We start from the raw sequence: 13,416 nt of genomic DNA, 5'->3' as shown, positions 1-13,416 counted from the left end.
CCCCCGGGCCCCCCCCCCCCCCGCCGGGGCCGGGTAATCCCCCGGCCCCCCCGCCCCCGGCCCCGGGGGGCCCCGCCCCCCCCCCCCCCCACCACCGGGGAGGCCTATCAGCCGCAATAAGCGCCCGTGGAGGCGGAGTTGACCATCTTGGCGTACTTGGCCAGGACACCCTTGGTGAACTTGGCCGGCAGCGGCTGCCAGCCGACCTTGCGGGCCTCGAGCTCCTCCGGCTCCACCAGCAGATCGAAGCTGCGGGCGGCAATGTCCACGCGGATCCGGTCGCCGTCCTTCACGAAGGCGATGGGACCGCCGTCGACCGCTTCCGGCGCCACGTGGCCGATGCACAGGCCTGTGGTGCCGCCGGAGAACCGGCCGTCGGTGAGCAGCAGGACATCCTTGCCCAGGCCGGCGCCCTTGATGGCACCGGTGATGGCGAGCATCTCGCGCATGCCCGGGCCGCCCTTGGGGCCTTCGTAGCGGATCACGACGACGTCGCCGGCGTGGATCTGTCCGGCGTCCAGGGCATCCAGGGCGCCCTGTTCGCGTTCGAAGACGCGGGCGGTACCCTCGAAGACGTCCGCGTCGAAGCCGGCTGACTTAACGACGGCGCCTTCGGGAGCCATGGAGCCCTTCAGCACTGTGATGCCGCCGGTCTTGTGGATGGGGTTGTCCATGGCGCGGAGCACCTTGCCGTCCGGATCCGGCGGATTGATCGATGCGAGGTTCTCCGCGACGGTCTTGCCGGTGACGGTGAGGCAGTCGCCGTGAATCAGGCCGGCGTCGAGCAGTGCCTTCATGATCACCGGCACGCCGCCGATCTTGTCGACGTCGAACATCACGTAGCGGCCGAACGGCTTCAGGTCCCCCAGGTGCGGGATCTTGTCGCCGATGCGGTTGAAGTCGTCCAGCGTGAGGTCCACTTCAGCCTCGCGGGCGATGGCGAGCAGATGCAGGACCGCGTTTGTGGAGCCGCCGAAGGCCATGGTGACCGCGATGGCGTTTTCGAAGGCCTTCTTGGTCATGATGTCCCGGGCGGTGATGCCCTTGCGCAGCAGGTTGACCACGGCTTCGCCGGATTTGCGGGCGAATTCGTCACGGCGGCGGTCGGCCGAGGGCGGTGCGGCGGAACCTGGCAGGGACATGCCCAGCGCCTCGCCGATGCAGGCCATGGTGTTCGCCGTGTACATGCCGCCGCAGGCACCTTCACCCGGGCAGATGGCACGCTCAATGGTGTCCAGGTCCTTGAGGCTCATCTTTCCCGCGGCGCAGGCGCCGACGGCTTCGAAGGCGTCAATAAGGGTGACTTCACGCTCGGTGCCGTCTTCCATCTTGGCGAAGCCGGGCATGATGGAACCCGCGTAGAGGAAAACGCTGGAGAGATCCAGGCGCGCTGCGGCCATCAGCATGCCCGGCAGGGACTTGTCGCAGCCGGCCAGGAGCACCGAGCCGTCGAGACGCTCGGCCATCATCACGGTTTCCACGGAGTCGGCAATGACTTCGCGGGAGACCAGGGAGAAATGCATGCCTTCATGGCCCATGGAGATGCCGTCCGAAACGGAGATGGTTCCGAACTGCATGGGGAACCCGCCGCCGGCATGGACGCCTTCCTTGGCGCCCTGGGCCAGCCGGTTCAGGGAGAGGTTGCAGGGGGTGATTTCGTTCCAGGAACTGGCGATGCCGATCTGCGGTTTGGCGAAATCATCGTCGCCCATACCGACGGCTCGGAACATACCGCGGGCGGGTGCTGCATGAATCCCGTCCGTGACGACACGGCTGCGGGGCTTGATATCCGGTGTATTTTCCACGCTCATAGCTAAATCCTAGGACTTAAGCCGGCGGCGTTCGCTCTGTGACGGGCGCGTGCTCCCCTTGTTACGGCCCGTGAACAGGAGATGAAGTTCCCGGCACCCGCCGGGGCGGGGTTCCCGGATAGGGGGAGCGTGTTCATAGACTGGGGAAATGACATCGGATAGAGAATCCAGCAGTCCGGACGCCCAGGCGGATACGGGAGCCAGCGATCAGCTCAAGCTCGTCCTCCGCCGCGTCTTCGAAACCCAGATTCCGAATTACGGTGACTACAACCTGGTCTGCGCCACCCCGGGGCTCGACGGCGAGACCGGGTTTTATGTGCTGGGCTACCGCTGGCGCCCGGCGGAACTGGTCTTTGCCCCGTTCGACGTCGACTCCCTCGCGGCGCTTGAAGCACCCACAGCCATCAACACTACGAATCTGTCCCACACTGATGAACTCGGCACGGATGCGTACGAGGTGGGCACCAACACCGGACGCATCTTCCGCTTCAGCGTCCTTCCGCAGGCCGCGCTCCCGGCCGAAGGCTCATCCACCCTGCTGGAGCAGGCTGCTGACTGGACCGATTTCCGTTCATTTGTACAGTCCTACCTGGACCTCGCGTAGCACCGCGACCACTGACCGGCTGCGGTCCGCTGCCCGCGGACCGGATCTTCGGAAGCTATTCCCACGGACCGCGCCGGACCAGGTTCATTGGTTCCCGGCCCTGAGCCAGCAAGGCGACCTGCTTACGCAAAAAGGCCTCGATCCGCGGCTGGAAGGCTCCCGTGTTCCCGCCCCAGTGCGGGGTGATGATGGCTCCCGGCGCACTTCGGAGCGGATGGTCCGAGGGCATGGGTTCAGGATCAAAAACATCCAGGGCGGCCCGCAGCCGGCCGGAGGACACCTCCTTGGTCAGTGCTTCACTGTCCACCACCGCCCCGCGTGCCACGTTCACTACGAGGGCGCCGTCCGGCAGTGCCGCCAGCACGCGGGCATCCACGAGGTGCCGGGTCTGGCCGTTCAGGGGCGTGATCACCACCAGGATGTCCGCGCCCGCAGCGAGGTCGATCAGTTCGTCGGTGCCGTGAACCTTCCCGTCCTCATCAGTGCGTGCGCTCCGGCCCACCCGGGTCAGTTCAACCTCGAAGGGCCGAAGGCGGGCAGCAATCTCATTCCCGATGCCGCCGACGCCCACCAGCAGTACCCGGCGGTCCGCCAGTCCGGGCCAGCGAATGGCTTCCCAGCGTCCCTCTGACTGTGCCCGGACGGCCTCGTCGATTCCCCGTTGGGACGCGAGCATCAGCGTGAGTGCCATTTCAGCCGTGGCAGCGGCGTGCACGCCTGCGGCGCTGGCAATGGCAGTGCCCGGTTCCACCAGTTCGGGCAGGCCGTCATACCCGGTGGACTGTGCCTGGAGCAGGGCAAGGTCCGGAACCCGGGACAGTGCGGCACCGTAGTTGCCCGGAAGGTAGGGAAAGACCACGGCGTCAATCTCCGAGTACTCCGCACCCTCGGGCTCACCGTCCAGATCCCAGAGCACCGCGCGGATTCCCTCCGGCAGGGGCTGCAGGGCGGAGAGCAGTTCAGCGCTGGGAACGGTGAGCACACGTACGGGGCGGGATTCGACGTCGGCCATGCGTGCCAGCCTAGCCGGATGCCCTTCATCACCGGCTATGGACACGGCCGGCCACCGGCCGTAACGTCGAATTGTGCCTTCCGCCGACCGAAGGAGGCCCCGTGGCTCGGAAATCGGTTCTTTTCACCGCCCTTGGACTCGGATCAGCCGCCACCGTTTGGACGGCCCGCCGGCTGCGCATGCTGCTGGCACACGGCGCGGTGCAGATGGCCGCGGGCCCCGCCCCCGGTCCGGAAGCCGAACGGACCGCACCGGCGGCGGCAAACGACGGTGCACCCCCGGTCACCACCGTGACCACCGGGGATCCCGCCTCGAACCTGCCGGCCCGGACCTGGGTGGTGGATAACGGCTCGGATTGGGACGGGAATCCCGGCGAACTGGTTATCCTCCCCTGCAACCGGACTGCCCGGGGCCACGAATCCAAGTGAAACAGCCCACAAAACGGGTCCGGATTTCATTCTTCGGCAAAACTGCTGGTAGTGTTTCATGTCGTTGCTGATGCAGCCACGGAGGAATATCCGCGGTTTACACGGCATCGAATGCGCACCTCTAGCTCAATTGGCAGAGCAATTGACTCTTAATCAATGGGTTCCGGGTTCAAGTCCCGGGGGGTGCACCAACTGCCCCGTCCGATCAGGTTATTCGCCTGAACGGGCGGGGTTTTTTGTGCTTCGCCACTGCTGTCCCGAGGTCTGCGGCGGTTTCGCGCTCCGGGTCAGGACGTGGTAGTGTTTCATGTCGTTGCGGAGATCGAACCGCGCTTCACGGCGCAGCGAGTTCGTCTCTGTGAAGATGCACCTCTAGCTCAATTGGCAGAGCAATTGACTCTTAATCAATGGGTTCCGGGTTCAAGTCCCGGGGGGTGCACAGCGAGAAACCCCGTCCGGCCAGGCCCAGTGCCCGGCCAGGCGGGGTTTTCTGTTGTCCGGCGCCGGGTGCCGAACCCTAGTCGCCTTTTACGCTCACGATCTGCCGCAGCACGTGCCGTACCGACACCAGGTCCTCCGCATCCGCCATCACCGTATCGATGTCCTTGTACGCAGCCGGGATTTCGTCAATGAAGGCGGCAGTGTCACGGTATTCAATGCCGGCCATGGCCTCCCGCAGCTGGTCCCGGCTGAACGTCCTGCGCGCCCGGGTGCGCGAAAACTGCCGGCCCGCTCCGTGCGGGGCCGAGTTCAGGGACGGAGCATAGCCCTTGCCTTCCACCACGTACGACGCCGTGCCCATGGAGCCGGGGATCAGGCCGGCACGGCCGGGCGAGGCGTCAATGGCGCCCTTGCGTGAGAGCCAGACCTTCCTGCCGTAGTGTTCTTCCACTTCCGTGTAATTGTGGTGGCAGTTGATCCGCTCCCGCTCCAGCACCCGCTCCCCCGTCCACGCACCGAAGCACGCCAGGACGCGGTCCATCATTTCCTCCCGGTTCAGGAGGGCGAATTTCTGCGCCCACATCAGTTCCGCTATGTAGCGGTCAAACTCCGGGGTGCTTTCCTCCAGGTAGGCAAGGTCCCGGTCGGGCAGCTCAATGGAGCGTCCGGTGCAGTAGGTCTGTGCAGCCTTGATGTGCCGCTGTGCGATTTTGTTTCCCACCCCGCGGGATCCCGAGTGCAGGAACAGCCAGACCGACCCTTCCTCGTCCAGGGATACCTCGATGAAGTGGTTGCCGGAGCCGAGGCTGCCCAGCTGCAGGCGCCAGTCCCGGAGATAAGCTGCAGGATCAAACCCGGCCGCGGCGGCGTCGTCGGCCAGTTCCCCTGTCCGGATCCCGGCGGATGCGGTGAGGACCTTGTTGTTATGTCCGGCGGAAAGCGGAACGGCCCGTTCAATGGCCTCCCGCAGTTTCCGGCGGTCCAGGCCCGCTATGTCCGAAGCCCGGTGTCCGGTCCGGACCGCAATCATGCCGCAGCCGATATCGACGCCGACGGCGGCCGGAATGACAGCACCCAGTGCAGGGATAACGGATCCCACGGCCGCGCCCTTGCCCAGATGCGCGTCCGGCATGGAGGCCAGGTGCGGATAGATAAACGGCATCTGAGCGGTCAGCCTGTTCTGTGCCAGCGTTGCCTCGTCAATGACACTGGCAAAGTTCAGGTACTTTTCGCTGATTCTCTGTTCCATGAACCGCCTTCCGGATCAGGGCTACGGCTTAAAGCAAAGGAGGCACATCCGGCGGATGTGCCTCCTATAAACATAGGTGCCCGTGGAGTCAGCGGCTCTCGGCTGCGGCCTCGGGAATAATCTCCAGGCCGGCGCCGGGCGGGAGGGGAAGCCCGGGGACATCCACCGCAACCTGCCAGCGCGGGCTGCCCAGCTCTCTGATCACCTTGCGCAGCTGGCTCCGCAGGTCCTCGGACATAAGCTCACCGTCATCGAGCAGCGTCCGCTCAATGTTCTGGGCCTCGGTCAGTGCTTCTTTGCCCTGAGCAGTAATGGTCACCATGTGACTGCGCTTGTCCAGGTCATTGCGTACGCGCGTCACGTGGCCGTGGGCTTCAAGGCGTGCCAGGGTTTTCCCCATGGTCTGCGCCTGAACACGCACCAGCTGCGCCAGACGTGCCTGTGTCATTGGTCCCTGCGTCTCCAGAACACCCAACGCGATGACACCTGCATGGGTCAGTCCGATGCTGACCAAACGTTCATTCCAGGCGTGCTCTACGAGGCGTGCTGCTGTAGACAGCAGGCGACCGGTGGGCCAACGCTCCATATCCGGCATAAAATAAAACTCTTCCTCTCGGCTTCGGACTCGCAGTAACAGTCAGTTTGCTGATAACGCGCGGATCCACAGACTAGGATAGCCACCCTGCGTTGGAATGTCGCGTTCGGACGCACCGAACACGAAATCTAGATCTTAGGAGAGACACAATGCCCCGCCTCAGCCCGGCCGAAACAGCACCGGATTTCACCCTGTCCGCCTCCGACGGAAGCACCGTCTCGCTGGCCGATATGCGCGGCAGCAACACCATTGTGTACTTCTACCCTGCCGCCGCCACTCCCGGCTGCACTACCGAGGCGTGCGATTTCCGCGACAACCTGAACAGCCTCAAGAGCGCCGGCTACACCGTCCTGGGCATCTCACCCGACCCGGTGGATAAGCTGGCGAAGTTCGCCGACTCCGAGGGGCTGAACTTCCCGCTGCTCTCCGACGAGGACCACGCCGTCGCCGAAGCGTACGGCGCCTGGGGCGAGAAAAAGAACTATGGCCGCACCTACGAGGGTCTGATCAGGTCAACGGTGGTGGTGGATCCCGAGGGAAAGGTTTCCCTCGCCCAGTACAACGTCAAAGCCACCGGACATGTTTCCAAGCTGCGCCGTGATCTGGGGCTCGATTAACCTCGGGTACACTGGAGGCTGGTTTCCCGGCCGCGCCTGCGGCAGGCCGGCGACCACGCGCGAGTGGCGAAATTGGCAGACGCGCTGGATTTAGGTTCCAGTGTCTTCGGACGTGTGGGTTCAAGTCCCTCCTCGCGCACCAGCAAAAGCCCCGGTCTTCGGACCGGGGCTTTTTTGCTGCCCTCCGCCAGCCCTGCCGCACCCGAACTGCAAAGGCGTGACCAAATCGTGACCGCGCCGGGGGTGTCGTATTTCACGTAACAGAAACACTTCGCCATTAGGCTCTGTCCATACGTTTGTGTCCGAGGACACATTCGGCCGGTATGCCGGCCGCAGGCAACACTCGCCTTAGCGTTTACCCGCCCTAGAGGAGTACCGAATATGTTCCCAGCAGACAGAGTCCGGAAAGGCCGTTCCGCGAAGAAACGCGCGTCCGCCCTGACCGCAGGCCTGGCCCTGAGCGCTCTTGTGCTCTCCGGCTGTGCCCAAAGCAACCGTGAAGAAGGCGACGCCGGCAACTCCGGCGACGTTGACGGCACCTTCGTTTTCGCCGCGTCCTCGGACCCCAAGTCCCTGGACCCCGCTTTCGCCTCCGACGGCGAGTCCTTCCGCGTCAGCCGCCAGATCTTCGAAGGGCTGGTGGGCGTGGAGCCCGGAACGGCTGACCCGGCACCGCTGCTGGCCAAGTCGTGGGAAAACTCCGAAGACGGCATGACCTACACCTTTGACCTTGAAGAAGGCGTCACGTTCCATGACGGCACCGACTTCAACGCCGAAGCCGTCTGCGCCAACTTCGAGCGCTGGTACAACTTCAGCGGCATCCAGCAGGCGGAAAGCCAGGCGTACTACTACGGCATGCTCTTCAAGGGCTTCTCGGATTCCCCCGAAACGGCTACGTACAAGTCCTGCGAGGCGCCCTCGGATACCGAGGCCGTTATTACCCTGAACAAGCCGTTCGCCGGGTTCGTCGCCGCCCTGTCCCTGCCGGCTTTCTCGATGCAGAGCCCTGCTGCCATGGAGGAATTCGGCGCCAACGAATCCTCGGGCACCGCTGAGGCTCCCGAGCTGACCGAATATGCCAAGAACCACCCCACCGGCACCGGGCCGTACAAGTTCGATAAGTGGGATGTCGGCAGCCAGCTGACGCTTTCCCTGAACGAGGATTACTGGGGCGGGGAAGAAGCCCAGGTCACCGACATCATCTTCCGCGTGATCGATGATCCGCAGGCCCGCCGCCAGTCGCTGGAATCCGGCGACATTGACGGCTACGACCTGGTGGCACCGGCTGACACCGAATCCCTGGCCGCGGCCGGTTTCAAGGTTGTCCCCCGGGATCCCTTCACCATCCTTTACCTGGGCATGAACCAGCAGGTACCGGAACTGGCTGATGTAAAGGTCCGCCAGGCCATCTCCCACGCCATCGACAAGGACGCCCTGGTCTCCCAGACCCTTCCCGAAGGCACCAAGGTGGCCACGCAGTTCATCCCCGAGGTAGTCAACGGCTACAACGAGGACGTCACCACCTACGAATACGATCCCGAGAAGGCCAAGTCGCTCCTGGCCGAAGCCGGTTACCCTGACGGTTTCACCATCGACTTCAACTACCCCACCGGCGTCTCCCGTCCGTACATGCCCACCCCGGAGCAGGTATTCACCAACCTCAGCGCCCAGCTGGGCGAGGTAGGCATCAAGGTCAACCCGCTGCCGAACAAGTGGTCCCCGGACTACCTTGACCGGGTCCAGGCCGGACCCGATCACGGCCTGCACCTGCTGGGCTGGACCGGCGACTACAACGACACCGACAACTTTGTTGGCGTGTTCTTCGGCCAGGAGAAGCCCGAATTCGGCTTCAACAACCCGGAAATCTTCGCCTCACTGGAAGAAGCTCGCCAGGTGTCCAAGCTCGAAGAGCAGACCCCGCTCTACGAGCAGATCAATGAAGACATCGCCCAGTTCGTGCCGGCAGTACCGCTGGCCCACCCGGCGCCGTCGCTCGCGTTCTCTGAGCGGGTGGATTCCTACCCGGCCAGCCCCGTGAATGACGAAGTGTTCAACCAGATCAAGCTCAACAAGTAGCGCAGCGAAGGCCGGGGACCCCAGCGGTCCCCGGCCTTTATGCGTGTTCCAGTCTTTTTCCCCACCAGATCCTCCAGCTCCCACGGCTGGGAAAGGACGCTCGTGCTACGAGTCATCGGCAAACGCCTGCTTATGCTGATTCCCACCCTGATAGGCCTCTCCATCCTGCTGTTCCTGTGGGTGCGCAACCTGCCCGGCGGGCCGGCCACCGCCCTGCTCGGCGATAAGGCCTCACCTGAAGCCATCGCCAACATCAATAAGGCCTACGGATTCGACCGCCCCCTGATCGAGCAGTACTTCACTTACGTGGGGAAGCTCCTGCAGGGCGATTTCGGCACGTCCATCGTCACCGGCCGCCCCGTCCTGGAGGAATTCGCCACACGCTTCCCGGCCACCGTGGAACTGGCGGTCGTAGCCCTGATCTTCGCGATCGGCATCGGCATTCCCCTCGGCTACCTGGCAGCCCGGCATTACGGCCGCTTCTGGGACCACGGCTCGGTGGTCCTGTCCCTGATCGGAATCACCGTTCCGGTGTTCTTCCTCGCCTTCATCCTCAAATGGGTACTGGCCATTCAGCTCGGCTGGTTCCCCACCGACGGACGCCAGGATCCGCGTATCAACGCCACCCATGTGACGGACTTTTATGTGCTCGACGGTTTACTGACCCGGGAATGGGACGCCTCCTGGGACGCCATTATGCACCTGGTGCTTCCGGCCATTGCCCTGGGTACCATCCCGCTGGCGATCATCGTGCGTATTACGCGTGCTTCAGTCCTGGAAGTCCAGGGTGCCGACTACGTCCGTACCGCCCGGGCCAAGGGCCTGATGGAAAAAACCATCCGCGGCCGGTTTGTCCTGCGCAACGCCATGCTGCCGGTGACCACCACCATCGGCCTGCAGACCGGGCTCCTGATCTCGGGGGCGGTGCTCACCGAGACAGTCTTCGCGTTCAGCGGTATAGGCCGGTTCCTGCGGGATGCCATTTTCGCCCTCGACTATCCCGTCCTGCAGGGCTTCATCGTCTTTATCGCCATAGCGTATTCACTTATCAACCTGCTGGTTGATGTGTCCTATGGCTTCATCGATCCTAGGGTGCGTGTCCAGTGAGTACTACTCTGCCTCCCGCCGCGGGCGGGTCCGTTCTTCCCGAAGGCGCACCCACCGCCAAGCCGGCCACCGGAAGCGGCATGTGGAAGGATGCCTTCCGCAGGCTGCGCCGCAACCCGGCCGCTATTGCCGGTGCCGTCATTGTTGGCCTGTTTGTCCTCGTGGCCATTCTTGCCCCGCTGCTGGCCCCGTACGGCGGCAATGACTTGCCCGGCCGGACCGAAATCACGCCTACCAGCATTCCGGGACCAGGTGATATCGACGGATATCCGCTGGGCCTGGACCGCTTCGGCGGAGACGTGCTCTCCAAGCTCATCTGGGGCGCCCGGGCATCGCTGATCATCGGCGTGGTCTCCACGGCACTCGGCCTGCTGGGCGGAATGCTCCTGGGCGTCATTGCCGGCGGCCTGGGCGGCTGGGTGGACAGCGTTATCATGCGTTTTGTGGACATCCTGCTCTCCGTGCCGAACCTGCTGCTCGCAGTAAGCATTGCCGCGCTGATGGGCCAAAGCTCCATGGCGATCATGATCGCCATCGGCGTTTCCCAGGTGCCGATCTTCGCCCGCCTGCTGCGTTCGTCGATGATTTCCCAGCGCAGCGCGGACTACATCCTCTCCGCGCAGACCCTCGGCCTGAGCCGGCGGACCATCACCATGAGCCACCTGCTGCCCAACAGCACGGGTCCGCTGATTGTGCAGGCCACGCTGACGCTGGCAACGGCCGTCATTGACGCCGCAGCCCTGTCCTTCCTCGGCCTCGGCGGCGGACTGCCGCAGACCGCCGAGTGGGGCCGGATGCTTACCTACGCCCAGGCTGAACTGGCCGTAGCCCCGCAGCTGGCGTTCCTGCCCGGCATTTGCATCGCCATTACCGCGCTTGGCTTCACCCTGCTGGGTGAGTCACTGCGTGAAGCTCTGGATCCAAAGACCCGGCGCAAGTAACAGCACGCGCCGGGCCGGTCCCGGGTATTAAAAGGGAAGGTCCCCTCCCGCTCGAGGGGACCTTCCCTTTTTAATGGGCGGTTCTTCTTAATGGGGCGGTTTTTCGTCGAGCGACACGAGGTACTCGGCGTTTCCCCGGATGGCCGGCACATACCGCTGCAGTTCCGGGGAATCGACATGCTCGGCCATCAGGAACAGCAGGCCGGCCAGGGCACGGTCCGCGCGGCCTGCTGCGTGCAGGGTCAGGGCCTCGAAGACCCCCAGCGACACCGAGCCGGGAAACTCCTGCCGGGCACGGGCAAAAACGGCCAGGGACTCCTCCATGCGCCCCAGGTTCCGCAGGGTGCTGCCGTACTGAAGGCAGCACCTGCGCAATACGTCCCCCGAGAGGCCTGCCGCCAGGGCCTGTTCGTAGTACCCGGCGGCTTCCTCCTCCCGCCCGGCGGTGTCATGCGCCCCGCCGACCTCATAGAGGACCCGGGCGTTGCCCGGGTGCCGCCGCAGTACGCCCAGAAGGGCGGTAATGGTCGGCGCCATGTCCGCCCGGTCCCGGGCCGCGAACAACCCGTCCAGCTCGGCTTCCAGGGCACCGTCCAGGTCCTCCGCCGGCGCCCCGGCCGGCCGATCTGTTGGCTCCCCGGCCGGTTTCTCCGGCGCCCGGTCCCCCGCCGGACCCGACGTCGGCATCATGACTAGGAGGCCAGCTCGCCGTCAAGCTCTGCGTCGCCCTGGATGTTCAGTTCATTACCGGGGATGGAGGCCAGCAGCTTGCGGGTATACGGGTGGCGGGGATTGGAGAAGACTTCCTCCGATGTGGCCGCCTCCACCAGTTCGCCGTCCTTCATCACGCAGACATAGTCCGAAATCAGGCGGACCACTGCCAGGTCATGGGAGATAAAGAGGTAGCTCAGCCCGAACTCGCGCTGCAGGTCCCCGAGCAGTTGCAGGATCTGCGCCTGGACCAGCACGTCCAGCGCCGAGACCGGTTCGTCGCAGACAATCAGCTCCGGCTTCAGGGCCAGGGCACGTGCAATCGCCACACGCTGGCGCTGGCCGCCGGAAAGCTCGGCAGGATAGCGGTGCAGCATGTCATGCGGCAGTGCCACCTGGTCCATCAGCTCCAGGACGCGGCGACGGCGCTCCGCCCGGTCCCCGCGCTTGTACGTCTTCAGCGGTTCCTCCAGGATCCGCTCAATGGTGTACATGGGATCAAGGGAGGAGTACGGGTCCTGGAAGATCGGCTGCACCCGCTGCCGGAAGTCCCGAAGCTGGACCTTGTCCAGCTTCGCAACGTCCATTCCGTCAAAGGTCATGGATCCGGACGTGGGCTCGATCAGCTTGAGCAGCATGCGGGCGGTGGTGGTTTTGCCCGAACCGGACTCCCCCACAATGGCTACGGTCTTGCCGCGCGGGATATCCAGGGTGACGTTCTTTGCGGCATAGAAATCATCGGCACGTCCGCGGATCTTGAAGACCTTGGTCAGGTCGCGGAACTCCACAATGTTGTCCACGGCTGCGGTGTCCGTTGCCTTGTCCTCCGCTTCCGCGGCGGCGGGCAGGTCTGCCGTTCCGGGAGCTCCGGCGAAGGCACCGGGCCGCAGCCGGACGGCGGCAACACTGGGCGCTGCCCGGACCAGGGACTGGGTGTAGGGATGCTGCGGGTCCTCCAGCAGCTGCCGCGCCGGACCGGTTTCCACCACTTCACCGCGGTGCATCACCACCAGCTGAGACGCACGCTCTGCGGCAAGGCCCAGGTCATGGGTAATCAAAAGGACCGAGGTCCCCAGCTCTTCGGTCATGCGGTCGATCTGGTCCAGGATGGTCCGCTGCACGGTCACGTCCAGGGCGCTGGTGGGTTCGTCGGCAATGAGCAGCCGCGGGCGGCAGGCCAGGCCAATGGCGATCAGGGCGCGCTGGCGCATACCGCCGGAAAACTCATGCGGATACTGCTTGGCACGTTCCTTGGCATTGGGCAGCCCGGCCGCGGTCAGGACCTCCACCACTTTCCGGTCCACGTCCTTGGATGTGGCCATCCCGTGCACCAGCAGCGTTTCGGCTACCTGGGTCCCGATCCGGGTTACCGGGTTGAGGTTGGACATGGGGTCCTGCGGTACCAGGCCGATGGACCGGCCGCGGATGGCGCGCATCTTTGCTTCCGGCAGCCCTACGAGTTCCTGCCCGTCGAAGCGGATACTGCCGGAGGCCACCTTGCCGTTGCCGGGCAGCAGGCCGATCACGGCCATGGCCGTAGTGGATTTTCCGGATCCCGACTCGCCCACAATGGCCAGGGTCTCCCCGGCGGGAAGCGAGAATCCGGCATTCCGCACCGCGGCCACTTCGCCGTCCATGGTACGGAATTTCACCGCGAGGTTGCTCACCTCGAGCAGGGGGGAATCAGTGCTCAAATCAGTCATTTCCCCATCCTGCCCCACTCTGGCCCCATGTGACGCGTGTCTCTGCGCTGTTTACCTGTTTTTAATCATTTAGAATGGAAAATCCACGAAACAGAGGGATGGAGCGTCCCGGAGGAGTATC

General features: G+C 64.5%; 12 protein-coding genes and 3 tRNA genes. 9 read left to right on the top strand and 6 right to left on the bottom strand.

The features are described 5' to 3' along the window. Positions 1 to 107: 107 nt before the first annotated feature. Positions 108 to 1,811 (bottom strand): dihydroxy-acid dehydratase, encoded by a 1,704-nt coding sequence (gene ilvD / locus AC5RVB_RS14660; protein WP_494143019.1) that lies wholly within the window; start codon positions 1,809 to 1,811, stop codon positions 108 to 110. A 148-nt stretch (positions 1,812 to 1,959) separates the two neighbouring features. Between ilvD and AC5RVB_RS14655 the strand changes: the two genes are divergently transcribed. Then, positions 1,960 to 2,415: a hypothetical protein gene (locus tag AC5RVB_RS14655; RefSeq protein ID WP_227903286.1), complete on the top strand. Its 456-nt coding sequence runs from the start codon at positions 1,960 to 1,962 to the stop codon at positions 2,413 to 2,415. A 55-nt stretch (positions 2,416 to 2,470) separates the two neighbouring features. Here the strand turns inward: AC5RVB_RS14655 and AC5RVB_RS14650 are convergent, their stop codons facing one another. After that, the gene (locus AC5RVB_RS14650) at positions 2,471 to 3,427 is read right to left on the bottom strand and encodes a 2-hydroxyacid dehydrogenase (protein WP_227903287.1); all 957 of its coding nucleotides are present in this window, start codon (positions 3,425 to 3,427) and stop codon (positions 2,471 to 2,473) included. 101 nt (positions 3,428 to 3,528) lie between these two features. Between AC5RVB_RS14650 and AC5RVB_RS14645 the strand changes: the two genes are divergently transcribed. The 3 genes from AC5RVB_RS14645 to AC5RVB_RS14635 all read left to right on the top strand — a co-directional run bounded on the left by AC5RVB_RS14645 (position 3,529) and on the right by AC5RVB_RS14635 (position 4,294). Then, complete coding sequence (locus tag AC5RVB_RS14645; protein WP_494143018.1) at positions 3,529 to 3,855, top strand: hypothetical protein; 327 nt, start codon at positions 3,529 to 3,531, stop codon at positions 3,853 to 3,855. Between the two features lie 115 nt (positions 3,856 to 3,970). Further along, positions 3,971 to 4,046, top strand: a tRNA-Lys gene (locus AC5RVB_RS14640). A gap of 175 nt (positions 4,047 to 4,221) precedes the next feature. Further along, positions 4,222 to 4,294: transfer RNA gene (locus AC5RVB_RS14635), tRNA-Lys, on the top strand. 78 nt (positions 4,295 to 4,372) lie between these two features. Here AC5RVB_RS14635 and AC5RVB_RS14630 read toward each other — a convergent pair. Together AC5RVB_RS14630 and AC5RVB_RS14625 are read right to left on the bottom strand one after the other, a co-directional pair. Then, entirely contained in the window at positions 4,373 to 5,545 is a 1,173-nt protein-coding gene (locus tag AC5RVB_RS14630; protein WP_494143017.1) for an RtcB family protein, read from the bottom strand. An 88-nt stretch (positions 5,546 to 5,633) separates the two neighbouring features. Next, positions 5,634 to 6,140, bottom strand: a complete 507-nt coding sequence (locus AC5RVB_RS14625) for a MarR family winged helix-turn-helix transcriptional regulator (protein ID WP_227903290.1) — start codon at positions 6,138 to 6,140, stop codon at positions 5,634 to 5,636. Between the two features lie 149 nt (positions 6,141 to 6,289). Between AC5RVB_RS14625 and bcp the strand changes: the two genes are divergently transcribed. The 5 genes from bcp to AC5RVB_RS14600 all read left to right on the top strand — a co-directional run bounded on the left by bcp (position 6,290) and on the right by AC5RVB_RS14600 (position 10,881). Beyond that, positions 6,290 to 6,757 carry a thioredoxin-dependent thiol peroxidase gene (gene bcp / locus AC5RVB_RS14620; RefSeq protein ID WP_227903291.1) on the top strand — a complete coding sequence of 156 codons (468 nt, stop codon included), beginning with the start codon at positions 6,290 to 6,292 and terminating at the stop codon, positions 6,755 to 6,757. 57 nt (positions 6,758 to 6,814) lie between these two features. Beyond that, positions 6,815 to 6,899 (top strand) — tRNA-Leu (locus AC5RVB_RS14615). Between the two features lie 239 nt (positions 6,900 to 7,138). Next, positions 7,139 to 8,833 carry an ABC transporter substrate-binding protein gene (locus AC5RVB_RS14610; protein WP_494143016.1) on the top strand — a complete coding sequence of 565 codons (1,695 nt, stop codon included), beginning with the start codon at positions 7,139 to 7,141 and terminating at the stop codon, positions 8,831 to 8,833. A gap of 102 nt (positions 8,834 to 8,935) precedes the next feature. Then, on the top strand, positions 8,936 to 9,940 hold the full coding sequence (locus tag AC5RVB_RS14605) for an ABC transporter permease (protein WP_227903293.1): 1,005 nt from the start codon (positions 8,936 to 8,938) through the stop codon (positions 9,938 to 9,940). Then, positions 9,937 to 10,881: an ABC transporter permease gene (locus tag AC5RVB_RS14600; protein WP_423723746.1), complete on the top strand. Its 945-nt coding sequence runs from the start codon at positions 9,937 to 9,939 to the stop codon at positions 10,879 to 10,881. Before AC5RVB_RS14605 ends, AC5RVB_RS14600 begins: the two co-directional genes overlap by 4 nt. Positions 10,882 to 10,968: 87 nt before the next feature. On the opposite strand, the gene AC5RVB_RS14595 is transcribed toward AC5RVB_RS14600, so the two are convergent. Next, the gene (locus tag AC5RVB_RS14595) at positions 10,969 to 11,478 is read right to left on the bottom strand and encodes a tetratricopeptide repeat protein (protein ID WP_494143021.1); all 510 of its coding nucleotides are present in this window, start codon (positions 11,476 to 11,478) and stop codon (positions 10,969 to 10,971) included. A gap of 95 nt (positions 11,479 to 11,573) precedes the next feature. Then, positions 11,574 to 13,295 (bottom strand): dipeptide ABC transporter ATP-binding protein, encoded by a 1,722-nt coding sequence (locus AC5RVB_RS14590; protein ID WP_494143015.1) that lies wholly within the window; start codon positions 13,293 to 13,295, stop codon positions 11,574 to 11,576. Positions 13,296 to 13,416 lie beyond the last annotated feature (121 nt).

The sequence above is a fragment of the Arthrobacter sp. Y3225209 genome (genome assembly GCF_059090685.1).
Note: the sequence above shows the minus strand (reverse complement) of the source record. Positions and strands in the feature narration are given on the sequence as shown.